General features: G+C 29.9%; 17 protein-coding genes. 2 read left to right on the top strand and 15 right to left on the bottom strand.

Features of this window, described 5'->3' with window-relative positions:
• Positions 1 to 9: 9 nt before the first annotated feature.
• Positions 10 to 774 (bottom strand): glucosamine-6-phosphate deaminase, encoded by a 765-nt coding sequence (locus R7X45_RS02165; protein WP_318055743.1) that lies wholly within the window; start codon positions 772 to 774, stop codon positions 10 to 12.
• Between the two features lie 158 nt (positions 775 to 932).
• On the opposite strand from R7X45_RS02165, the gene R7X45_RS02160 reads away from it, so the two are divergent.
• Positions 933 to 1,073, top strand: a complete 141-nt coding sequence (locus tag R7X45_RS02160; RefSeq protein WP_318055742.1) for a hypothetical protein — start codon at positions 933 to 935, stop codon at positions 1,071 to 1,073.
• Between the two features lie 653 nt (positions 1,074 to 1,726).
• Positions 1,727 to 2,875 (top strand): amidohydrolase family protein, encoded by a 1,149-nt coding sequence (locus R7X45_RS02155; protein WP_318055741.1) that lies wholly within the window; start codon positions 1,727 to 1,729, stop codon positions 2,873 to 2,875.
• 131 nt (positions 2,876 to 3,006) lie between these two features.
• Here R7X45_RS02155 and R7X45_RS02150 read toward each other — a convergent pair whose 3' ends face one another.
• The 14 genes from R7X45_RS02150 to R7X45_RS02085 all read right to left on the bottom strand — a co-directional run bounded on the left by R7X45_RS02150 (position 3,007) and on the right by R7X45_RS02085 (position 25,628).
• A complete protein-coding gene (locus R7X45_RS02150) occupies positions 3,007 to 6,282 on the bottom strand; it encodes a P110/LppT family adhesin N-terminal domain (RefSeq protein ID WP_318055740.1) in 3,276 nt (1,091 codons plus the stop codon).
• A gap of 25 nt (positions 6,283 to 6,307) precedes the next feature.
• Positions 6,308 to 9,502, bottom strand: a complete 3,195-nt coding sequence (locus R7X45_RS02145) for a P97 family adhesin (protein ID WP_334308812.1) — start codon at positions 9,500 to 9,502, stop codon at positions 6,308 to 6,310.
• 657 nt (positions 9,503 to 10,159) lie between these two features.
• Positions 10,160 to 12,079: a DNA gyrase subunit B gene (locus R7X45_RS02140; protein ID WP_313359339.1), complete on the bottom strand. Its 1,920-nt coding sequence runs from the start codon at positions 12,077 to 12,079 to the stop codon at positions 10,160 to 10,162.
• A gap of 180 nt (positions 12,080 to 12,259) precedes the next feature.
• On the bottom strand, positions 12,260 to 12,910 hold the full coding sequence (locus tag R7X45_RS02135) for a phosphotransferase (protein ID WP_313359340.1): 651 nt from the start codon (positions 12,908 to 12,910) through the stop codon (positions 12,260 to 12,262).
• Positions 12,911 to 12,945: 35 nt separating this feature from the next.
• Positions 12,946 to 14,631: an MnuA family membrane nuclease gene (locus R7X45_RS02130; RefSeq protein WP_318055739.1), complete on the bottom strand. Its 1,686-nt coding sequence runs from the start codon at positions 14,629 to 14,631 to the stop codon at positions 12,946 to 12,948.
• Positions 14,632 to 15,058: 427 nt separating this feature from the next.
• Positions 15,059 to 15,217 carry a hypothetical protein gene (locus R7X45_RS02125; RefSeq protein ID WP_313359342.1) on the bottom strand — a complete coding sequence of 53 codons (159 nt, stop codon included), beginning with the start codon at positions 15,215 to 15,217 and terminating at the stop codon, positions 15,059 to 15,061.
• 190 nt (positions 15,218 to 15,407) lie between these two features.
• The gene (locus R7X45_RS02120; RefSeq protein WP_313359343.1) at positions 15,408 to 16,601 is read right to left on the bottom strand and encodes an endonuclease/exonuclease/phosphatase family protein; all 1,194 of its coding nucleotides are present in this window, start codon (positions 16,599 to 16,601) and stop codon (positions 15,408 to 15,410) included.
• A gap of 17 nt (positions 16,602 to 16,618) precedes the next feature.
• Positions 16,619 to 17,509 (bottom strand): 5'-3' exonuclease, encoded by an 891-nt coding sequence (locus R7X45_RS02115; RefSeq protein ID WP_318055738.1) that lies wholly within the window; start codon positions 17,507 to 17,509, stop codon positions 16,619 to 16,621.
• Between the two features lie 22 nt (positions 17,510 to 17,531).
• Complete coding sequence (gene dnaE / locus R7X45_RS02110) at positions 17,532 to 20,474, bottom strand: DNA polymerase III subunit alpha (RefSeq protein WP_318055737.1); 2,943 nt, start codon at positions 20,472 to 20,474, stop codon at positions 17,532 to 17,534.
• A 688-nt stretch (positions 20,475 to 21,162) separates the two neighbouring features.
• Complete coding sequence (locus tag R7X45_RS02105) at positions 21,163 to 21,510, bottom strand: ribosome-binding factor A (RefSeq protein ID WP_129643727.1); 348 nt, start codon at positions 21,508 to 21,510, stop codon at positions 21,163 to 21,165.
• 11 nt (positions 21,511 to 21,521) lie between these two features.
• Positions 21,522 to 23,321, bottom strand: a complete 1,800-nt coding sequence (gene infB, locus R7X45_RS02100; protein WP_318055736.1) for a translation initiation factor IF-2 — start codon at positions 23,319 to 23,321, stop codon at positions 21,522 to 21,524.
• The gene (locus R7X45_RS02095) at positions 23,288 to 23,578 is read right to left on the bottom strand and encodes a YlxR family protein (RefSeq protein ID WP_318055735.1); all 291 of its coding nucleotides are present in this window, start codon (positions 23,576 to 23,578) and stop codon (positions 23,288 to 23,290) included. Before R7X45_RS02095 ends, infB begins: the two co-directional genes overlap by 34 nt.
• Positions 23,579 to 23,587: 9 nt before the next feature.
• Positions 23,588 to 25,408 (bottom strand): transcription termination/antitermination protein NusA, encoded by a 1,821-nt coding sequence (gene nusA / locus R7X45_RS02090; protein WP_318055734.1) that lies wholly within the window; start codon positions 25,406 to 25,408, stop codon positions 23,588 to 23,590.
• The gene (locus tag R7X45_RS02085) at positions 25,401 to 25,628 is read right to left on the bottom strand and encodes a hypothetical protein (RefSeq protein WP_044284445.1); all 228 of its coding nucleotides are present in this window, start codon (positions 25,626 to 25,628) and stop codon (positions 25,401 to 25,403) included. Before R7X45_RS02085 ends, nusA begins: the two co-directional genes overlap by 8 nt.
• Positions 25,629 to 25,882 lie beyond the last annotated feature (254 nt).

Here is a 25,882-nt window from a genome sequence, read left to right as displayed (position 1 = left end):
ACACCTTTTTTAGTAAAAAATTGCTTTATCAAGTGTTTCTTTTGATAATTTAGAGGCAGCTTCTTTGTCTAAAATAAAAATACAATTTGGATGCAACTGTAAAAAAGAAGCAGTAATTTCTGAATTAGGCTTGTCTTCTAACATTTGTTTTGTAACGTCAGCTTTATGCGCGCCAAAAGAAACCATAATTGCTTTTTTTGTGTGTTTTAAAATTGTTTGAATTCCCATTGTCATTGCTTGTTTTGGACACTGGTCAAAATTAGCAAATTTCCCTTTTTTCACCATATCAATAATTGTCTCATCTGTTAAATTAGTAACATGAGTACTTGAGTCAAAAGGTGTTCCAGGTTCATTATAGGCCATATGACCGTTAATTCCGATGCTGATATATTGTAAATCAATCGGATTTTCAGCAATTTTTTGCTCATAAAGTCTTACTTCTTGTTCCAAATCACTCGCTTTTGAGTTAGGAATATTGATCTGGGAGGCTGGAACATTAACATGATCAAATAAATTAGTTTTCATTTGTTTGATAAATGCCTCTGGATGATCTTGGTCAATTCCGACAAATTCATCAAGATTAAATGTTGTAATTTTATCCCAGGAAGTCCCGTTTTGCAGGTGGTCTTCAATTAAGTGTTTATAAGTTTCAATTGGTGAAACTCCGGTTGCAAAGCCTAAAACTGAATTAGGTTTTGTTCTGATTTGTTCAATAAAAAGGTCTGCACAATATTTGTGTAGGTCAGTTAATTTTTCAAAAATTAATATTTTCATTTTAATGTTCTCCAATTTAAAGTAGCAAATAAAAGTTGTTATTATTATTTGCTTAATTATAATTTTATCAAAACACGCAAAAAAAAAAAAAAAAGTATAAAAAAGTATAAAAATATAGTATATGAATTTCAGACAGATTCGAAAAAGGGTGTATCAAAATGAAACAATACAAATTTAGCGTTGAAGACAAATTTAAATACATCAAAATTGCTGAATTTAAAGTGTTAAAAATTGCAACTTTAGGTTTTTACCAAGAATTTCCTGAATTTGACAGTTTGATGGTAAAAATTCACTTTTAGTGAATACAAATATGCAAAAATAGCGGTAAATCCAGGTTTTTGAGGCTAAAATCTTAATTTTTATTATTTTAAAATTAATTTTTGCAAAAAAAAAAAAAAATGCTTGGTCTAAAATAAAATTATGTTATAATGACGTTTGCTTAAGAATAATTAATAAATTTTGATATTGAATTAAAGGGGACTTATTATGTTTTTGTCATAAAAAAATAAAAAATGCGAATTTTCCATTATATTTTTAAATATGATGGAATGCCATAAATTTCACCGCTTAGAAATTTATAAATTTATGGCTTTTGGTTATTGTTCTTTCAAAACTTCATATGTTTTTTTAGGCTCGATGTAAATAAAAACGAGTTTTCTATTCACATTGAGTTTAAATAGTACTTGTATTTTTTTATGATTTTTGTTATTTTACCATAAATTGATTTTTCAGTCTTTTAAAATAGGTAATTAACTTTTGCTAAAAAAGTTAAAAAAGTGCACAAGACTGGACACTAAATTAGTACAAAAAATTCAGGCAACTAGTTTTTTATCAGTGATTTTGATTGAGTATTTTTGGTAATTTTTCTACTAATTTATTAAATAATGATACAATTATTTAATAAATTCAAGTATTTTTAAAAATAGCTTAAAAATAAAGGTAAACTTCAAAAATGTTATACAAAAATTTAAGAATTATAAGTCATTTAGAAGAATTTTTTGGCTGAATTGAGTTAGATGAGAGCGGAACTATCGTTAATTTAGGGCGTGGAAATACTGATTTTGAAGGTATTGATTGCAAAAATAACATTTTGTTGCCAGCTTTTATCGATTCACACACTCATGGTGGTTATGGCTTTTCATTTGAGGATTTTTCTAATCCGGATTGAGAAAAAAATTTTCTAGAGTATAAAGAAAAATTACATAAATTTGAAGGTGTAGCGGCTATTTTTGGAACAACAGTCACTCAATCTTGGTCTAAAATTCAACAAAATTCTGAGTTTTTTATTTTTTTACTTAAAAAATATCCTCATTTTTTGCTAAATTGGTATTTAGAAGGGCCTTTTATTTCTGTTGAAAAAAAGGGTGCTCATGATGCAAATTTAATAATTCCGGCTAAAAATTTTCATTTTGAATTTTTAGCAAAAAAATTTGCTAAAAAAATTACAGTTGTAGTTGCCCCTGAAAGAAACTCAGCAAAATTAATTGATTTTTATCATAAATCCATTAATTTTGCAATTGGTCATTCAAATTGTTTTGACTTTGAAAAAGATCACGAATTAAAAAACTACCGTAGATTTACTCACTTTTTTAATGGTAGTTCTAACTTTGACCATAGAAGTCAATCGCTTACTAACCTAATTTTTGAATCAAAATTACCTAGAAATTTTCTAGTTGAGCTAATTACCGACGGACTTCATATTAGAAATTCAACATTAAAATTCACAATAAAAAATCTTAAAAAGGAAAATTGAATTGCTGTTTCAGATTCGCTTGCCCAAAAAGGACTTAAAGACGGATTTTATAATTTAGGAGATTTAGAAACTGAGAAAAAAGGCGATTTATTTTACTTGAAAAATTCACAACAAATCGCCGGAAGTGGTATGAGTTATCTTAGTATTCTCAAAAATTTAAAGCAAAATCTTAAACTTTCATGACAAGAAATTGTTTACTGCTCTTCGTATAATGTTGCAAAAGCCCACAATCTTTTAGATTATTTTGGGACAATCAAAGCTGGTCAAAAGGCAAATTTTGTTATAGTTGATGATGATTTTAATCTAAAAATGGTGGTAATTTTTGGTCAAATTTACACTCATTTTTAATTTTTTTGCTTAAACAATAAATTAAGAGATAAAAAACTTAAGTTTGAGTTAAGAATTTTTGAACTTTTTCTTTCTCAAAAATCAAAAAAACCTATGGATTCATAGGTTTTTTTGGCAAACTTTAATAAAAACTATTTTTTAATGTAAGAATCAATAAATGCATCAACTATTTCTTGACGAGCAAGAGAAGTTTTACCACTTGTAAAATCAGGGTGATCAAAAACGGCAAAAGCTTTTAATGTAATTGTAGATTGAGATTTTGCAGACTCAGGAGTTTGTTCTGCCACTGGTTCTTTTGTCACTGGTTCAGCTGGTTTTGCTTCAACTGGACCTATTTGGTCTCAATCTAAATTAAAGTAGTTTGGGAAAGGATTTCAAGTTTTCGAAGGGTCGATATTATAAATAACATCGCCAACTTCTTTGTAATTTTTAGGATCTTCAGCGTTGGAAGAATATAAACTTAGGGTTATTGAAAAAGGAGTTTTTATTATTTCTAATAAAAGATTTGCATCCTCTTCAATTAAATTTTTATTTTTTGTAACATCAGTTTCTTCTTTTGGTGAGTAAAAAGATTGGCTATAATAGACGTTATTTGCAGTGTCATTTATTGTTGGAACTGTTGGTTTGGGTGTTGTTTTGCCAAGAAAAATCTCGGTTTTTTCATACAACATTTTTGGAGGAATAGTAGGGAATAAAGCAAATCCGTCTCATGAATTATGCAAGTATAAAGAAGGTTTTAGTTGCGAATTAGTAGAACGGTTACTTCCTTGGGTTGTATTTGCCCTAGAAATTCCTGATGTAACTAGAACTTGTTGTTTGTCAAGAACTCTTAATAAATCAGTAGAACCACCAAACAATTGAGTATAGGCACTAATTCCGAGTTTTTTGCTCCCAAACTGTTGTTTTAAATAAACATAATTTGCAAGCTGTTTATAATCCATTCCAATGACATAAACTGGTTTTTCGCCCTCTTTTGTTTCAAGTTTTTGGATAAAAATTCCTTTTCCGTCTTTATCTGACAAAAGATAGTGTTGTTTTCCATCAGAAATACCTTTGGCGCTAAAAGCCAAATAAACCGCACCTGAATCAACACGTGAAAATGGTTTTAGAGTCACCTTTGGTTTAGATGCTTCGGTTTTAGTAGCCTCTGGTTTTGTAGCTACAGGCTTAGTGGCTTCTGTTTTTGTTGCCTCAGTTTTTGTCGCTACTGGTTTTGCTGTGTCCGTTTTTGTAACTTCAGTTTTAGTAGCCTCAGGTTTAGAATCTTCGGCTTGAATATCTTGAAATTTTAAAGGTTTTGTAAGCTCAAGACCATCAGCAGTTCTTCTTGCTTGTTCAGAGTGGAAAGCTAAATTTTTGTTTTCAGGGTCAAATAAATTAACTTTGCCATCTTTATCAGTATTTTCTAAACTAATTGGGTCTAAAAATAAGGAAGGATTATATTTTTTAATAATATCATAAGCTGATTTTTCAGAGTTAATAACATTATTAACAACAATTTGGGAAGAAGCAAGAACTTTTGAATCATCATTAGTTGAAACTAATTGAAAGTCAAAAACTAATTGGTGATCTTCTTTAACTTCAATTTGGTATTCAACTTTTGCATCATTAAGATTGTAAATTGAAGCTGTGTTTAGTGTTGTCCAAACATTAGTTCCAATTTTTTGAGCTGATTCAGGGGTTGGATTAGGAGCAGATTCAGTAGCTGAAGTTGAACCATTACCTGATGCTGTATTAGTATTTGAGTCACCGGTTGTACCTGAGCCATTAGTCGAATCAGTAGCTGGAGCTGAATCACCAGTTGAATTAGTAGTTGTATTTGATCCTTCTTCAGCAAAATTAGAAACATTTACAGATTGTGAGCTAATTGAGCTAGCTTTTGCTTTAGCTTCTTGTATTACTTTTTTAAGATCTTCTTTTGATTTTTTAATTTCCTTAGTTGTTGGGAATCTACCATTGTCAAGTAAAAATACATTTGTAACAACTTCATCGCTAGGATTTTCCAAGTTGTCAGCAGTTTTTGCTAGTTCAAAAAGTTGGTTAACTGTTTCTTTGATTTCATTAGTTGAAAGTGTTCTTGGTCCACTTTGATCTTTGAGGCTAAATTCTTGAACTGAATTTACTGATCCAAGAACTTGTCCTAAGGCTTGCTCGTATTTATTTAAATCAACAACAACATCAAGATAAACGGTTGTTTTTTGTTCTAATTGGCTGTCTTGACGGCTAAAGTTAATATCAAGTTCAAAGCGAACTTTTTTGTCTTTAAGAAGTTTTTGTTGGTCAGCTTGACTAATTTTGGTTGCATCAAAAAGTTTTGGTTCAATTTTGAGATCAAAAGTCCCAAATTTCGTTCTTGGACTTAATTGGCTTAAATCAATTTCAAAAAGTTCACTAACTGGTTTTTCAATAATACCGGCAGTATTTGTTCCTGATTTTTTATTGTATAAAAAATCAACTAATGTGGTTTTGTCTTTGATTAGTGCATCTTGAAGGACTTCTTTCATTTTAATGTTTCCACTGAAATGATTTTCAAGTCAAGTTGATAGAGTTGATTTGAACTCATCAGGATCAATTAAACCACGAATTTCAAGACTTAATTTTTTAGTTTTGTTATCTTTTTTATTAACTAAATTAACATCTAAAAATAATTTTTTATCTTTTTGTGTAAAAGATAATTGCTCTTTAGAATCAAGAACAACTTCCAGACTATAATCACTATCCAAGAAAATTGGCTCATCTAAAGAATTATAAAGACTAAGACTAGCCCCAGAAGTAGCCAGTGTGCTTTCAAGTTTTGAAAAATTATTGACAATTCTTGTTGATTTTTCGAAATTTGTTTTTAATTTATTTTCAAATTCTGCTTGTAAAAGATTACTTCTTGAGACATCAATAAAAGATTTTGACTCATCAACTTGAAATTTATCAAGATCACCGCTGGCTTGATCACTAGCTGCAAAACCTTTGAGTTCAATTTGTTTTGAATAAGTAATTTGTTCTTTTTCTGAACGGGCAAAAACTACAACATTTTTAATTGAATTACCATCAGCAACGGCATTTTCAAAATTAAAACTAATTTGGTAGTCTTTTGATTTTAGATCACCAAAATCAAAACCTGAGCTTAAATCAAATTGGTAAAGTCTACTTTTGGCTGCCGCAAGTGCAGTTTTTGCTGAAATATTAGCAATATTTGGATTTAGTTTTAAATTTGAGACAATTGTACTAAATTGTTCACTTGAAACGCTGGCTGTATTTGCAAGGGCTTGCTCTGTTGGACTTTCATTTAAAAATGAATAATAAGAATTATTATAGGCTTTTAGACCTACTGGGATCCCAATAACAGCGCTTAGTGCAATTGCTGATCCTAAAATTGTTGATACTAATCAAAAAGGCTTTTTTAATAGTTTCATTTTTTTCTCCTATTTTGAAAATTATTTAGCTGCTGCTACTGACAGTTGTTGCTGCTGTTGTTGAGGTGCTTGAGGCGTTTGTTGTCGCTGGGGTGGCGGTTTTAGATTCACTAATAGTAATTTTAACTCTTAGAGTTGATCTTTTTTGAGGGGTTGCTGTAGTTGTAGATGAACCTGAACTTGAACTAGTTTCATCTTTTACTAAAACAAAAAATAGTTCTTTAGTAGTTCTGCCAAATGAGTCTGAAATTGATTCAACTAGGGTTTTATAATTTTTATCTTTAAAATGAGTTTCGAGGTATTCTTCAACTTTTTTCCCTAATTCAGGAAGGTAACTTGTAAGGCTATTTGTGTCAGCTTTGCCTTGATTTTGTGCACCTTCTGCCTTTTTACCTTGGTTTGGAGTGCCTTCTGATTTTTTACCTTGATTTTGAGCTCCTTCAGCTTTTTTGCCTTGATTTTGTGCACCTTCTGCCTTTTTACCTTGGTTCTGTGCTCCCTCAGCTTTTTTCCCTTGATTTTGTGCACCTTCAGTTTTTTTAGGGAAAGTTAAATCTGAATATTTAGTTGAGTCAAGGCTGGTTTCTCTAAATTGGCTTTGAAGTTGAACAACGGCTCTATCTAGCTCGTCAATTTCTTTTCTATTGTTATAGGTAGTTTCATCTTCGAGTTCTACAAATACTTTTATTTCTGGAGTTTTAACGTTTAATATACTTCCGTCGATGGATTCGAGTTTGAAGCTAAATTTAACAGGTAAAACTTTTTCTTCTTTTTTACCTTGGTTCTGAGCGCCTTCTGCTTTTTTGCCTTGATTCTGTGACCCTTCTGCTTTTTTCCCTTGGTTCTGAGCGCCTTCGACTTTTTTAGCTTCTTCAGTTTCCTGTTCTTTTCCTACTTCTTCAATTTGTTTAGAAACTTCTTCTCTGTCTTGTTCAGCTTCCTTAACAAATTCAAGTGTATATTTTAAATTGTCATCAAGTTTTGCCCAAGACTTAAAGTTGTCAAACTGACCGGCTTTTAGAAAAAATGCTAATAAAACATCGCCAAATTTTTCAAATTTGGCATAATTTTCTGTATTAGTTCCAGTCCCATTTGATTCTTGAGTTGTCACTTTTTGAGTTTTTAAATACTCAAAAAGTGATGAGTCACCTTTTTTCTTTCCAAGCTCATTTTTAACACTTGTTGGCAAAACCAAAGTTCCATAAAAACCAATACCTTCGCTATCTCTTCATAAATTATTGAATGAAAGTTTTTTAATATCACCTGAAGAAGTTAAACTAATTTTATTTGCTTCTTCAAAAATATTGTCTTTAGAATCTAAAAGAGCTTGAGGTATTTGACTTGACTCATCAATAAGCCCTCATTTTTTGGAAAGTTCAAAAAGTGTTTCAAGGAAAGTTTTTCTGTCTTTTGTTAGTAAATCTTGGAAATAACTAGCAACTTGGTGTCCGTCACGGAAAAAATTACGAGACTCAATACTTGAAACTCCGGCGTTTCTAGTTGATTGAGTCCCGTCTTTGGTCATTCTTTGAATGTCTGATAAACTTGGGTGTTTAATTTTTCCAACTCAAGAATCTAATAAAGAAATATAAGGCCCAAAGTCTAAATCGTAATTACGTTCTAAAATATTGCGAATTTCATTGGTTTTTGGGCTGGTTCCAAAAAGAGCTTCAATTTCTTCTTTTGCAACTTTGCGTGAAGATGATTTGATTCCTGCACCATATTGATCAAAAACTGCCTGTTTTTGTTTGTTTTCTTTTCCAAGTCCTTCCAAAAAGCGTGTTTTGAAAATATCGTTATTTAACTGTCCTAAGCTTTCTAATTGTTTAAGTCCGCTAATCTCAAGAGTTCCAGTTTTTTGACTAATTTCGAGTGGAGAATTGCTTGGCATGAAAAATTGGCTATTAACTGAAATTGAATAAGGAATTAAAACTTTTGTTTTATCGCTTGCATCAATTTTTGCTTCTAAAGGATCAAATGAAACTTTAAGAGCTTGACTTGAGTTGTGATTTTTAAATTTTTGGCCAAAGTTACCAAAACTAAAAGCAAGTTTTTTGTCTTTTAAAAGATCTAAAATTTCTGACTTTAGACTTTCAGAGCGCTGAGCTGGATCGCTAAAAAATCCAGATTTAATTTGGGCTAAAAATTCAACAGCCAATTTGTCGTCCATGTCTGATTTAAAGTCAGTTTTTGTTAAATTTTTCAAACTTAAATTATCAAAAAAATCTGAATAATTTAAAAAATAAGAACTTTTATCGTTTTTTTCTAATTTAATTGCATTTACAACGGTAGAAAAGCTTGAACTTGAGTCAAGCATTTGTCTAGCGCTTGAAGTAAGATTTGCCTCTAAAAAAAATGAAGGAACTTGATTTTGAAGGCTAATAAATTGACCGGTTGACTTATCGCGGGCAAAATCAAAATTAAAAATTGTATCCATTGAATTTGGAAGTTTATTTTCCTGTGAGTTTTTAAGACTAGCTAATAAATTATTAAGCGAAGGAAAATAAGAGCTAATTTTCTCACCAAATTCTTTTGAGTCTTTTGCTTTATTTAGGTCATGTTGAAAATCAACTGGTCTAATTGTGCTAGGATCTGTTGGATTTGAAGTTGCTGAATTTTGCTCAGCAAAATTTGCGGTTCTAGCAGAAATTAAATTTTGAACTTGTTGATTAAGTCTGCTAGTAATTTTTTGTAAGGAAAAATTAAATTCGGCAATTAAAATAGTTGATTCCTTGACAAAAGAAACAACTTGTTCATAAATGTCAGATTTGGCAACATCGCCATTTTGTAATTTTTGGCTAGCTTGAAATTTGACTTTAAAATTTTGGTTAGCATCATCTGGGAGAATTTCTAGAATTTGGTAGCTAATTTTTGCATCAGAAAATTCTGAGTCAGAAAAGTCTAATTTTTCTAAATTCCCACCCTTTTTTTCAAAAAAAGAAAAGGATTCAAGAGCATTTTCGGCATTTTTAATTTTATTGCTTTCATCTAAAAGCGCTGATTTTACGTCTTTATAATCCGAATCAGCATTAAAAGCATTTAAATTAAAGGCCAAATTTGAAACACGAGATGCAAACTGATTTACTTGAGTTCTTGGATTTTCAGAATTATATTTTATATTTACTGTAAGACCGATTGTAAGGCCGACAATACCAGCTCCGATAAGTCCCGAAACCCCCCCCGCTAGCAAAAGGGTTTTGGATTTTGATGATTTATTCATAGAAACCTCCTATGTTGTACTAAAAATAAAAAAATAAATAGTTTAAATTATAAACTAATTTTATTTTCATAATTATACATAGTAATTATACTAATTTTCAATTAAAAAAAAAAAAAAAAGGAGCTGAGTTTGTCGGTTTGATGGCGAAAATTCACTTTTTAGTGAATCTAAATACGCAAAAATACCGGTAAAACAGTGTTTTTGACCTAAAATCTTAATTTTTATTATTTTAAATTAACGTTTGCAAAAAAAAAAAAAATGCTTGGTCAAAAATAAAATTATGTTATAATAAATCTCACTAAGAATAATTAATAAATTTGATATTGAATTAAGGAGGAATTAGTTATGTTTTTTGTCGTATTAAAATAAGATAATGCGAATTATCCATTATATTTTTAGATATGATGGAATGCCTTAAATTTGACCGTTTAGAAATCTACAAATTTATGGCTTTTAATTATGGCTCTTTCAAAACTTCACATATTTTTTTAGGCTCAATTTAAATAAAAACGAGTTTTCTATTTGCATTGAGTTTAAATAGTAGTTGTATTTTTTTATGATTTTTGCTGTTTAGTTCATCTGGGAAACTCGAAAAAAAGAATAAAGACTAGAAAAATTACTTCTAGCTTTTATCTCTTTTTTTATAATATGCAAAAATTAAACGTCAATTTTTGCATATTGGGCATTTTCTTCGATAAAAATTTTACGCAAAGTTACGTCTGTACCCATTAAGGAGTCAAAAATTTGTGCTACTTCTTGGATATTATGAATTTGAACTTGAGTCATTCGACGAGTTTTTGGATCCATTGTTGTTTCTCAAAGTTGTTCAGGATTCATTTCTCCAAGACCTTTGTATCTTTGGATATTAAATTTAGGATTTTCGCCACTAATTTTACTTAAAATAGCCTCTTTTTCTGCATCATTATAGGCATATTCGATCTTTTTATTGTAAGAAATTTTGTATAGCGGTGGAATTGCAATATAAACAAAACCATATTCAATTAACTTTTTAAAATAACGGAACAAAAATGTCAAAAGTAACGAGCGAATATGAGATCCATCTGAATCAGCGTCAGTCATTATTATAATTTTTTGGTATCTAATTTTACTAATATTAAATTCAGGACCAACTCCAGTACCAAAAGCGGTGATCATTGAAATAATTTCCTCATTGCGTAAAACTTTTTCAAGTTGAAAACGTTGTGAGTTAATCACTTTTCCTCGCAAAGGTAAAATTGCTTGAAAATTACGATCGCGACCCATTTTGGCACTCCCGCCAGCTGAGTTTCCCTCAACTATATATAATTCAGCGATTTGGGGATCTTTTGTTGAACAATCAGCAAGTTTTCCTGGAAGTGTTCCTACATCAAAGGCTGATTTACGCTTTACTGCTTCGCGAGCAGATTTAGCAGCCCGAGCTGCTTTTTGGGCTAGTAGATTTCTTTTAATAATTTTGTCGGCATTTTCTGGATTTTCAGCTAAAAACCGTTCAAGAGTAGCACTTAGAGTTCTGTTTACAAGTGGACGAACTTCTTTGTTATTTAGTTTTGCTTTTGTTTGACCCTCAAAAATAGGATTTGTATGCTTAACCGAAATAATTGCAATTAGACCGTCTTTTATATCTTGTTTATCGAATTTATCTGCTTCAGATTTAATAAATTTATTATTAATTGCATAATTATTTAGAATTCTTAAAAGTGAGTCTGATAGTCCCAGTTCGTGAGTTCCGCCTTCAATATTGTGAATATTATTTGTATATGATTTGATTTGCTCGTGATCTTCACTTATATAGTTTAAGGCAACTTCGATTTTGATAATTTCATCATTATGCTCAAATTCACCTTCAGCATAAATGATTTTGTCACTAACTTTTTCAAAATCCTTGCTAAGATCAGAAACATAATCACGAATTCCGCCATTGTAGCAAAAACTTTGATTAAATCCATTTCTCTTGTCAATAATTACAAACTCGATTCCTTGAGTCAAGTAGGCTGTGTTTTTAATACGATTTACGATTGTTAAAAGTTGAAAATTATTTTTTTCCAAAATTTCAAAGTCGGGCTGAAAAATAATAGTTGTTCCTGTTTCATTTTTTTCCAAGTCAGCAATTGGACTTAAATCACCAAGTTTTTGGCCGCCATTTACATATTCTTGAAACCACAACTTGCCTTCACGTTTAATATAAACTTTTAAATTTTTAGCTAAGGCATTGACAACTGAGGCACCAACTCCATGTAGTCCGCCCGAAACTTTATAGGATTTTCCATCAAATTTTCCACCTGAATGAAGAACGGTAAAAACAACTTCAGCAGCAGAAACACCATGTTTTGGGTGAATTCCAACCGGAATTCCACGCCCGTTATCCTCAATACTTATTGTATTATCATCTATAATTGTTAAGGTAATTTTAGATGCAAAACCAGCAAGAGCTTCATCAACAGCATTGTCAACAACTTCTCAAACTAAATGGTGTAATTCGTTAATTCCAGTTCCACCAATATACATTCCAGGACGTTTGCGAACAGCTTCTAGACCTTCTAAAACAACAATATTTTCAGCTTGATAATCTTTTGACATTATATTTTTTCTCCGACAAGTTACGTTAAAATTTTACCATAAAAAGCAAAAAACGTAAGTGTTTTAACTTATTTTTTAATTAATAATTTTGAAAAATAAGTTAAAAAATAAGAAAAAATACTATCAAAATCAGTTTAAAAATTTAAGTTTACCTATAAAAAGAGGTTGTCAAAATTAATGCTAAACATACCACTTTTTATTTCAAAAGTTTGTAAAAATCTTGTATAAATATATAAAATCACTGAATTTTTCAGTGCTTAGACCAAAAAATTCAATAATTTTATCAGCGGAAATTCCTAAATTTAAATGCAAAGAAACATAGTCAAAATAAGGGTCATTGTGCCTAATTCATTCAAAATCAATAAAATAAAGATCTGTTTTAGAGACGATAATATTTTTAAACTGTAAATCGTTATGACAAATAACTTGAGGATCAAATTGATATTTTTGAACTAGTTTTTTGTATTTTTCATCGTTAATCTCGTCAATTTGTCAATCAAATTTAGTAATTTTTTGATTTTTTTGTTGATGAAACTTTGAAAGTTCAGTGAATAACTTTTCAATATAAAAATCTAAGTTTTCTGAATCTAAAATTTGTCCTTCAATCCATTTTTTAATGTAATTTCCATTTTGGTAAAAAAGAAAATTTGGATCATTTTGAATGAAATTTTCTTCATTTTGTCAATCAACAAAATTATTTTTTGCTATTCGAATTTGTACTTTTTGGCCTTGATAAAAAGCTATAAAAGTACAATTATGTAAACCACAATAAATCAAAGTTGGATTTTTTATCGATGCACTAATATTTGGAGGAAAAACGCTGAAATTCATAGGTTTTTTGATTAATCGAGAAAAAATTATTTATTTTAATTATTGTCAGACTCGCTTAATTCAAGGTCAAAATAAACCATTGTATGATCTGAAATTCCCCTAATTCTATCTACATCTTTTGGATTCCCAGTTTTATCTTTCGTTGGTCTCTTATCTTGCTGTCGCATTTGGTCATATTTTCCTAAATCGACTATATTTTTCTCAAAAATTGGAAATAAGTCGTATTTTTGTGCATTTTTTGTCTTTAAATCGCCTTTATAAAAAATTTTATCAAAAGAATTTGTATATTCACCAAATTTTTTAGAAGATAAGGTTGTTTTTTCATCTTTATCTAGAAGTAATTGGTATGATTCTAATGTTGACTTAAATAATTGTTCGGTGTTTTTACCATAAATATTTGTGTCACCCATGAAGATTATCTCATTATTTAGACCATCTTTTTTGTCAATTTCAGTTAAAACATTAGCTAAATCACGAGCTTCACCCGCTTCTTGTTCGCCTTGTTTAGAAGCTTTAGAATCAGCCTTTTCATTACGCTTTTTATATGGACCTGGGGCATCAAAATGACCAACTGCTAAAGTAAAATCATTTTTAATATTAGTTTTAGTTTGAAATTTAACAGCCGCAACGGGTCGAGCCCATTCCTTTAAATTTATACCTTCTTGAATTAAGTAAGGATTGGAATTTGTCGCAAAATTTATTGTTTCAAGAAGTGAGGACTTATATAAAAAAGTGTATTTTTCTTGTTGGTTTACTTTACCATACTTGCCAGTAGTTATTTGTTTTCAACCAGCGTCGGGGTTTAATTTCTCAAGTTCGTTTACAATATCAGTCCCATCACCAGTTGACTCGATTTCGGCAAGTCCAACAACATCACTTCCAGAAGAATTTATAACAGTAGCAAGAGCATAAGTTTTGGCACTGTTTGGTTTTGTTGTTTTGTTTGTGTAATCTTTAACGTTTCAAAAACCTACGCGAATTGATTGGCTATTATCATTTTGCATATTTTTTTCAGGTTCTTGACTTTGGTCTTGCTTTTGAGTCTTGTCGATCGAGGTGGACAAGTCTTTTTCTACATTATTTTCAGGTTCTGGAGTTTTTTCTTGATTTAGGTCTTGCTTTTTAGTCTCTTCAACCGAAGTGGAAAAATCTTTTTCTTGATTTTTTTCAGGTTCTGGAGTTTTTTCTTGATTTAGGTCTTGCTTTTGAGCTTCATTAACCGTAGTAGACAAGTCTGTTTTTACATTTTTTTCAGGTTCTTGACTTTGTTCTTGATTTAGGTCTTGTTTTTGAGCCTCATTGGTCGAGGTGGACAAGTCTGTTTCTACATTTTTTCCAGATTCTTGGCTTTTTTCTGGATTTAGATCTTGCTTTTTAGTCTCGTCGATCGAGGTGGACAAGTCTTTTTCTACATTATTTTCAGGTTCTTGGCTTTTTTCTTGATTTAGGTCTTTCTTTTTAGTCTCTTCAACCGAATCGGACAAGTCTTTTTCTACATTCTTTTCAGGTTCTTGCGTGTTTTCTTGATTTAGGTCTTGTTTTTGAGTCTCATCAACCGAAGCAGACAAGTCTTTTCTAGGCGATGTTTGACTACTTTTATTTATAATAACTCCCTTTCCAGTTTGTTCTCCGGTAGATGTACTATAAATATAATATCCACCAGCGCCAACAGCTGTCGCCGATCCTGCAAAAAGAAGTGGGAATAAAATAGCTTTTTTCATTTTAGATTAAATTTGTGTTAATCAATTTTCCTTTTAGATAATTCAATTAGAGCATCACTAACTTTTTTAACTCAAGTTCGTTTAAAATTTCTAGTAAATCAGGACAAATTTTGATATTTAAACTCTCAAAAATATCAAAATTAAATTTAGCACCGTAATTTAATCTAATAAAATGTTTAAAAAACACTATTTTGTCCCTTTTTTCCTCATTTGTTTTGACAATTTTGCACTAATTTTATCAAGATTTTTCAAAATGTTATCTACATTTTTATATTTTTCTACTAATTTATTGTTTTAGAAACAATAATATTTTTAAACTGTAAATCATTATGACAAATTACTTGAGAATCAAATTGATATTTTTGAACTAGTTTTTTCTATTTTTCATCGTAATTTCGACAATTTGTCAATTAAATTTACTAATTTTTTAATTTTTGTGGTGAAACTTTGAAGGTTCAGTGAATAACTTTTTAATATAAAAATCCAGGTTTTCTGGATGTAAAATTTGTCCTTCAATCCATTTTTTAATATTTTCCCCTTTGGTAAAAAAGAAAATTTGGATCATTTTGAATGAAATTTTTTTCATTTTGTCAATCAACAAAATTATTTTTTGCTATTCGAATTTGTACTTTTTGGACTTAATAAAAAGCAATAAAAGTACAATTATGTAAACCACAATAAACTAAAGTTGGATTTTTTATTAATGACTAACATTTTGAGGAAAAACGCTGAAATTCATAAGCTTTTTTGATTAATTGGGGAAAAAATTATCTATTTTAGTCTTTGTCAGATTCGCTTAATTCAAGATCAAAATAAACCATTGTATGGTCTGAAATCGCCCTAATTCTATTTATATCTTTTGGATCTCCGACTTTATACTTTGTTGATCTATTATCTTGTTTTCGCATTTTGTCATATTTTTCTAAATCGACTATTTTTTTCTCAAAAATTGAATACAGGTCGTATTTTTGTGCGTTTTTTGTCTTTAAATCACCTTTATAAAAAATTTTGTCATAAGAATTTGCATATTCACCAAAATCTTTAGAAGATAAACTTGTTTTTTCATCTTTATTAAGGAGCGATTGGTATGACTCTAATGTTGACTTAAATAATTTTTCGGTGTTTTCACCACGAATATTTGTATCACCCATGAAGATTATTTCATTATTTTGGCCATCTTTTTTGTCAATTTCAGTTAAAACATTCGCTAAATCACGAGCTTCATTTGCTTCTTGTTCACCTTGACCAGGAGCTTCAGAATCAGCTTTTTCATTACGACTTTTACTTTTATTGCCCGGCGCATCAAAATGACCAACTGCTAAAGTAAAATCATTTTTAATATTAGTTTTAGTTTTAAATTTAACAGCCGCGACCGGTCGAGCTCATGTTAAATTTGTACCGTTTTGAATTAAGTATGGATTAGAACTTCCTTCAAAATTTATTGTTTCAAGAAGCGAAGACTTATATAAAAAAGTGTATTTTTCCTGTTGGTTTGTTTTCCCATATTTGTCAGTAGTTATTTGTTTTCAACCAGCGTAAGGGTTTAATATTTGAAGTTCTTTTACAATATCAGTCCCATCACCAGTTGTAGTAATTTCGGCAAGACCAACAACATCACTTCCAGAAGAATTTATAACATTAGCAAGAGCATAAGTTTTTGCACTATTTGGATTTTTTGATTTATTTGTGTAATTTAAAACGTTTCAAAAACCAACGCGAATTGATTGGTTATTATCATTTTGCGGATTTTTTTCAGATTCTGGAGTTTTTTGTTCATTTTGGTCTTGTTTTTTAGTATCATCAACCGAAGCGGATAAGTTTTTCCTAGGCGATGTTTGACTACCTTTATTTATAATAACTCCCGTTCCATTTTGTTCTCCGGTAGGTGAACTATAAATAAAATATGCACCAGCTCCAATAGCTGCCGCCGATCCTGCAAAAATAAGCGGGAATAAAATAGATTTCTTCATTTTAGATTAAATTTGTGTTAATAAATTTTCCTTTTAGATAATTCAATTAGAGCATCACTAACTTTTTTCAACTCAAGTTCGTTTAAAATTTCTAGTAAATCAGGACAAATTTTGATATTTAAACTCTTAAAAATATCAAAATCAAATTTGGCACCATAATTTAATCTAATAAAATCTTTAAAAAACACTATTTTGTCCTTTTTTTCCTCGATTTGTTTTGACAATTTCGCACTAATTTTATCAAGATTTTCCAAAATGTTATCTACATTTTTATATTTTTCAAGTAATTTTATTGCGCCTTTTGCTCCTAGACCATCAATTATCTTAATATTATCAGAACTATCACCTGCTAAAACTTTAAAATCAACAATTTGCTCAGGATTAATCCCAAAATTTTGGTGAAAATTTTCCAAATTAACTGCGTTAATAGAGTCATTTTTAATTTTATTAATAATAGTTGTTTTTTCATCAACTAATTGTAGTAAATCTTGGTCTGAACTAAAAATAAAAATTTCTGTTTCAGGCTTAGCATTTCTTATTATTTTTTGCATAGAAGCAATTAAATCATCAGCCTCAAATTCGCTGTCCTGTGATCAAAAAAACCCTGATAAACTAAGGATTTTTTTGATTATATTTATTTGGAAAAATAAAGAATCAGGTGGTTTTTGTCTACCTTTTTTGTAATCAGGATAGCTTTGGTGTCGATTAGTTGTTGAGCCAAAATCGAATGCAAAATAGATATTGTTTGGCTCAACAAGTTTAATTAATTTAAAAACGGTATTAAAGAAAATATGAATTGCAAAAGTCATATCACCTTTAGAATTAACTAGCTGATTTCCGTAGTAACCAGCAAAAAATGACTTAAAAGCAAGTCAATTTCCATCAATTAGCAAAATTTTTTTATCCATAATTGTCAACTTTATTCTGTAATTATTTTTTTATTGAATATTTTCCATCATTTCTTAGAAGTAATTTAAATTTATAGTTTTTTCCTAATTCAAGTGAATAATAATACGGATTTTTTGAATAGACGCCGATTGTCGTTTCTCCATCTGTTAGAGTTAGATGATAAAGTGTATAGCCGTTTTTAACATATTCTTTTACATTTTTTAACTCAAGATATAATAAATATTCATTATTAGGTCTTAAATCTTTAAGCGGAGTTTGACCTGCAACAATCGGAGCCTGTTTTTTTTCAATAAAAGACATTCCGAGATATTTTATTTCATTTTCGTAGTTTTCATCTTCATTATAAGGTAGTTTTTCAAGCAAATTTGATTCAGTTTCGCTGTTATTTTCAAGGGCAACCAAATTTCCATCTTTATCAGTTAAGACTAAAGTAGCATGATTTCAAAGTAAATCTAAATTATGAGCTAATGTTTCTTGATTTGCAAATTCTTTTAGTGAATTTGCAAAAATTAATTTTTCAATTACAACTTTTGAAAAATTAATTATTTTCATTCGTCTTATAAAATCAAGGAAAGACTTATATTTTCCATTTTTTTCACGTTCTTCAACAATTGATTTAATCGCAATTACTCCAAGACCTTTTATCATTAAAAGTGGGAGGTAAATCGTGCTATTTTGTTCAGAATAAGTCGCCTTGTGGGAAGAAAAGTTAATATTTGGCTGTAAAATCTGAATGCCAAAATTTTTTGCTTCTTTTTTTGCTTCTTCAACATATTTTTTAATGTTTGCTTGCGCCCCGTTTTCATTTGAAATAAGTTCAGCAAAAAAATAAAGGGGAAACTTAGCTTTTAAATAAGCCATTTTATAGGCTAAATTTGCATAAGCAACCGCGTGGGCTTTATTAAAACCATAGTCAGCAAATTCATAAATTTTATCATAAATTTCAGCGACTAATTTAGGATCACGGCCTAATTTAGCACCTCCTTCAAGGAAATGTTTCTTAATTTGTTCTAGTTTTGATTCATCTTTTTTGGAAATAGCAACACGAATTATGTCTGCCTGAGCCAAATCAAAACCTGCAACAACTTGACAAATTTCCATAATTTGCTCTTGGTAAATAATAACTCCAAAAGTTGACTCAAGAATTTTGTCATACTCAAGAAAATATTTAGGCCAATTTCTACTTTCTTTGTTTGTTGCATAGGTCGGAATTTGCTTAATTGGTCCAGGTCGATAAAGAGAAATTACCGCAACAACATCATTAATTGAATTTACGCCGATTTTTTTAATACTTGTTGTCATTCCGGGCGATTCAAGTTGGAAAATTCCGCTTGTTTTTCCTTCAGATAAAAGTTTATTTGCACTTTTATCATAGATAGGAAGCTCATTAAATTGCAAATTGTGACCTTTTTTATTAATTTCGGCAAGAATATTTGCCACAATAGTTAAATTTTTTAGACCTAAAAGGTCAATTTTCAAAAGTGAAAAATCTTCAATAAATTCAGCAGAATACTGAATCTGATTAAGATTTTCCTTTGAGTAATGAAGTGGAACTAGCTGAGAAATTGGTCTTTTTGAAAGAACAATTCCGGCTGCATGAGTTGATGACTGACGGGGCATTCCTTCCAAAAAGACACTGATTTCATAGATTTTTTTGTAAATTGCACTGTTGTCTTGGCCTTGAAAATTGTCGCCTTTTTGGATTAGTTTGTAAAATCCGGACTTAGTATTTTGATAAAGTTGAGCTAAGGTCATATTTGCACTAATTAATTTAGCATTTTTATTAATTTGAACCTCAGGAATACCAAAGCCTTTTGAAATATCACGAAAAATACTTTTTGCCGCAAGTGTCGAAAAAGTGATGATTGTCGCACAATGCTCTGGACCATATTTTTGAAAAAGATAATCAATTACCTCATTTCGACGAGTATCTTGAATATCAATGTCAATATCGGGCATTGATATTCGTTTAGGATTCAAAAATCTTTCAAAAATTAGGTTATATTTTAAAGGATTAACGGCGGTAATATCTAATAAATAAGCAACAAGCGATCCAGAAGCCGAACCTCGACCTGGACCAATTAGAATATTATTTTCTCTTGCTCATTTAAGTAAATCTCAAATTATCAAAAAATAGTTACTGAATTTTAGTTCAGAAATTATTTTATATTCATATTTTAACCTTGAGGAGTAGTTGTAATTTTCAAGTTCAGTTCTTTTTTTGTTTATTGCTTCAATTAAAACATTTTTTAAAATAATATCAGGATCGCCTTGGCCTGTTTGGTCTAAATTTGGCAAATTAATGCCAAATTTAGGAAATTCAATTTTAATATTTTCAACAAGAGCGTTTGTTCTCTTGATAATTTCAGGCTCAATCTCAACTTCTCAGTCATCAAAATCGTACAATTTTTGGCTTGCATCAAAAGTTTCGCCTTTGATTTTGTAAAGGGCTTCTAAATAAATTTTCTCTGATGCATGAAGCACATTTCGTTCTTGGACATAAATTGCATTGCTAATTTTAGGATTATTTTCGACAATATAGTAGTTTTTTAAATTATTCTGTCCTAAAAAAGTTGATAATTGCACCTTTTTTTGCCAGTAAAAACCTTTTCTGGGGTGGTCAATAATAATTATATTGTCTTGATTTAGTAAGTTGCCAAGAAAAATGTCCTCATTTTTTGTTTTTTTGGTCGAGATTGTCGACAAAAAAACATAGCCTTGATAGTTTTTTGCAAGCAAAATAAAATGAAATTTTTCAATTTCAATTTCAAGGCCAATTACAGGATTGATCCCGTTTTCCTTACATAATTTGTAGAATTTTGGAACCCCAAACATCGTGTTAAAATCAGTTAGCACCAATGTTTTTAGGTTATTTTTGAGCGCAAAATCAATCAAGGAGTCTAATTTGATCGTTGATGATAAAAATGTATATTCGCTTCTTGTGTGTAAATTTATTAGATTCATATTTAAAGTAATTTTATTTTAAATTTAAAAAAATTCATTTATTTTTTGAAAAAATGTCAAAAAATAAATGAATTTTCCTGAAAAACTTTTTAAAAAGTTAGTCCTGAGTTTGACAGTTTGATGGCAAATTCACTTTTTAGTGAGTATAAATAGGCAGAAATACCCATAAATCAGTGTTTTTTGAGGCTAAAACCTTAATTTTTATAGTTTCGAAATTAACCTTTTGAAAAAAAAAAAAAAAAATGTTTGGTCAAAAATAAAATTGTGTTATAATAACCATCACTAAGAATAAATTAATAAATTTTAATATTGAATTAGGGGGGAATTAGTTATGTTTTTTGTCTAAAAAATCAGACATTGCGAATTATCCATTATATTTTTAAATATGATGGAATGCCTTAAATTTAACCGTTTAGAAATCTATAAATTTAAGGATTTTAATTATTTTTTTTCAGTTCTTTCAAAACTTCATATATTTTTTTAGGCTCAATGTAAGTAAAAACAAGTTTTCTTTTTGCATTGAGTTTAAATAGCAGTTGTATTTTTTATGATTTTAGTTAGTGTTTTAAACTAAAAAAGCAGTGTTTAAAAATTTCATAATTTTGCTTTTTAAGTTAAAATTTTAGCTTTTTTAGTTTGCCTTATTTGAAACTGGGAAACTCGAGAATTAGATTCATATTTAAAATAGTTAGTTTTTGTCATCATTTTCATCTTGAGATTTAATTCTGGCAAAAATTTTGTCCATTTCATCGACACGTTTTGCAACAGGATCAAGTTTAAAGTGGAGTTCTGGAACCTTAAATCCTTCAAGAAGGTTGCCAAATTTGAGCCGGATAAATTTTTCAGCTTTAATAATTTCGCCTAGAAATTTATCTTCGTCATATTCAAACTCTAAATAGACAAAAAGATGAGAATTATCACCTGAAAGTCGAACTCAATTTACAGCAATTGGCATTCTTTCAGAAAAATGTGAGTCAATAATTTTTGAAATCAACTGGTGATAATAAGTTTGCCGTTTTTCATGACTAACAGACATAATTTTCTCCTTTAGTTATCAATTTCAACTTCAATAAAAGATCTAAGTTCATCTCCGATTTCGATGTCATCAAATTTGTAGATGTGTGTTCCAAATTCGTTTCCAATTGTTACTTCTTTTACAGGATTTTTATCGCGCTGAAGTGATTCGATTTTTCCTGAGTGAATTAATTTGGAATTTCTTCACAATTCAATTTTGCAATTTTCAACAAATTTTCCACTGACAACGCTACATCCGGCAATTGAACCAACTTTTGAGAACCAAAATTTAGCAATAATTTTGGCAGTTCCAATTTGTTGAAGTTCATATTTGATTTCACGCATACTTCGAACTTGTTTTTTAATTTCATCAACTATTTTATAAATAATAGTGTGCTCGCGAATTTCGACTTGTGCTTGTTTAGCTTGCGCTTTTATTGCTGGTGGAATCTGGAGGTTAAAAGTGTAAATAGTTGAATTTGAAGTTTGGGCTAGCAAAATATCGGCTTTGTTAATAATCCCAACTCCTGAGTGTAAAATGTGAATATGAACATGTTTTGAAGCAAGTTGTTCAATTGTTGAGTGCAACGCTTGGGCAATTCCAGTTACGTCAGCTTTGATTATAATATTTAAGGTTTTTTCTTTTGTTTGTTGTGTAGTTTGGGCTTTTGTTTTTGAAAGTTTTTCTGATTGTCTTCGTTCTAATGCAAGTTGTTTCGCAAATTTTTCCTCATGGAAACCAAAAAATTTATCACCTGCTTCAGGAACATAATTTAGACCTGTGACAATAACAGGAGTTCCTGGAGGAGCAAATTTAATTGGCTTACCGTTTGTGTCTTCAAGTGAACGAATTCGACCGTATTGGCAACCAGCAACAATGAAATCTCGAACCATCAAAGTTCCATTTTGTACCATTAGTGTTGCAATTGTTCCTTTATTATGGTGAAGTTTTGCTTCAATAACGGTTCCAATTGGGTAGCGATTTTTGTTTGCTTTTAATTCAAGAATTTCAGCAACTAGTAAAATAGACCGAAAAAGTTCATCAATTCCTTGACCAGTTAGAGCCGAACCGTAGACAAAAATATTGTTCCCTCCTCATTCTTCGGTGACAATATTTAATGCTGAAAGTTCATTTTTGATCCGATCGAGGTCTTTATTAGGTTTGTCCATTTTATTAACAAAAACAATAATAGGCACATTTGCGGCAGTAGCATGACTGATAGCTTCTTTAGTTTGAGGCATAACTCCATCATCAGCGGCAACAACAAGCACGATAATATCGGTAACTTTTGCCCCGCGAGCTCGCATTTGGGTAAAGGCTTCATGGCCTGGAGTGTCAATAAAATTGATAATATGGTCTTCAAAAGTAACTTGATAAGCACCAGTGTGTTGGGTTATTCCGCCGCGCTCATTTTTTGCAACATTAGTTTTTCTAATAAAATCAAGAAGTGTTGTTTTTCCGTGATCGACATGACCCATAACCGTAATAATTGGTGGGCGGTGGCTGAGATGATCAGATTCGTCTTTAATACTTACTTCTTCCATGAAATTTGATGCATCAATTTGGACTTCTTTTTTAAAATCAAGTCCAAATTCAAGACAAACTTCAGCAATTTCATCTTCAGATAGACTGTGATTTAAATTATACATTTTTGCTTGTTTGAAAAAATAAGTAATAATTTCATTAACAGAGACATTAATTTTTTCTGAAAGTTCGCTAATTGTCATTATTCCCGAAAAGAGGAAAACTCCGTTGTGAACTTTAGTTTCAACATTTTTTAGTTGAGCCTTAATTTCGCCTACATTTGAGATTCTTTTTTGTGGTTTTTTCATAAGTTTTCTACCTCGATTGCTAAATTTTGGTAAGCAAAAGCGGAAATATTTGTTTTAAATGCGCGATTAAAAAGTTTTCTTTTAATTGCATATTGAATTTTTTCATAATCATTGAAAATGTAAGCGCCCCTGCCACCAATTTCTTTATCAAAATGTTTATCAATAATTAATTTTTGATTAATATAAGTGAACCTAATTAAATTATTAATAGGATAAACTTTTTGATCAACTATACATTTTCTTGTGTGATTTTTCATTTTCTTACCTTAAAAGTCAAAATCGTCAATATCAATATCATCAACACCGGTGTATTTTACAAGATCATCATCTGATTTGAAATTTTTAATCTGTCTTTCATTTTGGATATATGGTTCATTGTCTTCTTCGGTTTGAGGACTGACTTGTACTTTTGGAGTTTTTTGCTCTTGTTTTTTGCCTTCTTCTTCTAAATGTTGCTTGTCGATTAATTCATTTTCGCTAATTGCTTCATTAACGGCTGAATCAAACAAAGAATCGGCATCAAAAAATTTTTTTTGATTTACATTTGAAAAAGAGTATGATTTTTCTTCTGAATCCGATTGATAATTTGAGTAATTTGGTTTATTTTCTTGTTTATTGCCGACTTTGTTTGAAGGCCTATTTTTAGTTGCTGATTGTTTTACAGGACTAGCTGGTTTAGCAACTTCTGGCTGAGTTTTAGCAGATTTTAGCTTACTTCTAGGGATGAATTCATTTTCAACCCCGTAAGGTTTTTCAAGTTCGAGAATATCAGATTCAAATTGCTGCAAAATTGAGTCAAAACTATTGCTAGGTCGACTATATGAATTTCACTTATTTTGATTTTGATAAGCGCGACTTTGTTGGCGTTGCATATATTCGTTTTTGAGATCGATTAGTTCCTGGTGATCCTTAACATTTCCATTTCATTCAATCTGGAAATTATTGTCTTTTAGAACTGCAGAATAAGGCAAAATTTGAAGTTGACTACGAGTTAAATCAGCTGTTAATTTTACATTTGAACCGTTTTTTCCAATAGCAAGACTATGTTGAAAATCAGGCACAACTACGGTAAAACGACGTAATTTATGACTTATTTTGAACTCTTTTACACAAATAACTTTTGAAGGTGACATTGCATTTACAATAAATTGAATTATATTGTCATCATATTTAATAACTTCAATTTTTTCACCATCAAGTTCTTGGCTAATTGCAAAAATTCTTGAACCGGTTTCGCCAACAACTGAACCAATTTCGGAAATATCACTTGCTTCGGCATCATCAGTTTTTCGGATTGCAACCTTACATTTTTCACCAGGAATTCGTGCTATTGAAGCTATTTCAAGATATTTAGACTGTAATTCAGGAATTGCATCAATTATTTTTTTCTTAACAAGTTGAACTGATTTTGATGAAACAACAACTTGTGACTGTTTTGTATTTTTAGTTACATTTTCAATAACAACTTCATGACGTGAACCAATTTTTAAATTATTTCCAGTTGCATAATGACTTGGCATAAAAGCAGAAACTTTGTCATCATCAATTTCAAAAATATAACCAGCTGAAATTTTGTTTGTAATTGTCGCAGAGACAACTTGATTTTTTAATAAAGAATATTTATTAAAAACATTATTGCGAACAATTTCAGAAATTTTTTGTTTAAAAGTGTGCATAATTGCTGTAAAAAGTCATTGTTCAAAAGCTGTAAGGTCAAGTTCAATTGAAAAAATGTCATCAACACGTGCATTTTCGTTAACTTTTTTTGCATCAGTAACTAAAATAAATGAAATAGATTCATTAATTTTTTCTTCATTTGTCAGCTCATCAAAGTAAGTATCTTCAACAACAATTCCGTTTGTATTAAAAACTTTAAAATTTGAATCTTCCAAATTAGCTTCAATTAAAATATGTGCATCAGGGTCAATTTTTCGTGATATAACAAATTCAATAGCTTCTTGGAAAATATCAACAACTCTATCTAGCGATAGTTCGCTGTTTTTAGCAACCTCCTTAATTGATTGAACAATTAATTTTGCATTGTCTCTTGGGTTGATTTTAGTAACTTTTTCTCTTTTTCTATTCATCTTGGCAATCCTGTCCTCTTGAAAGCACTTCTAAAATAAAATTATTTTCACTAGATTCAATTTTATCAATAAATTCAGAAATTTTTTTAGAAATCGCTTCAACTTGATCAAGTGAATTATAATTTGTAACAACTCTTAAATAGTTCAGCCCGTCTTCTAAAACAAAATTAATTGACAAAATATCATTAAATTCATCTTTTAACCTTTGTATTAAATTCAAATTTTCTCCTTTTTCTTCAATGTTTTCAATAGTTTCTTAGGTTTAAAACAAAAAAGTCGTCACAAGGACAACCTTTTATTGAAATGTTAATTTTATAAAGGTTAAAATAATTATACAACTTTTAAAATTTTTTTAAAATAAAAAATTAAAAGTAAATGATTTTAAGCTGTTATGTTATAATTTAAAAATATGTTTTTTTAGCACATTTATAGAAGTTTTGCTATTTTTTCAACATAAGTATTATAACAACTTCT

It is taken from the genome of Mesomycoplasma ovipneumoniae, from assembly GCF_033343935.1.
Taxonomy (GTDB): Bacteria; Bacillota_I; Bacilli_A; order Mycoplasmatales; family Metamycoplasmataceae; genus Mesomycoplasma; species Mesomycoplasma ovipneumoniae_G.
The sequence above is the reverse complement of the archived record's forward strand: the minus strand, read 5'-3'. Positions and strand labels throughout refer to the sequence as shown.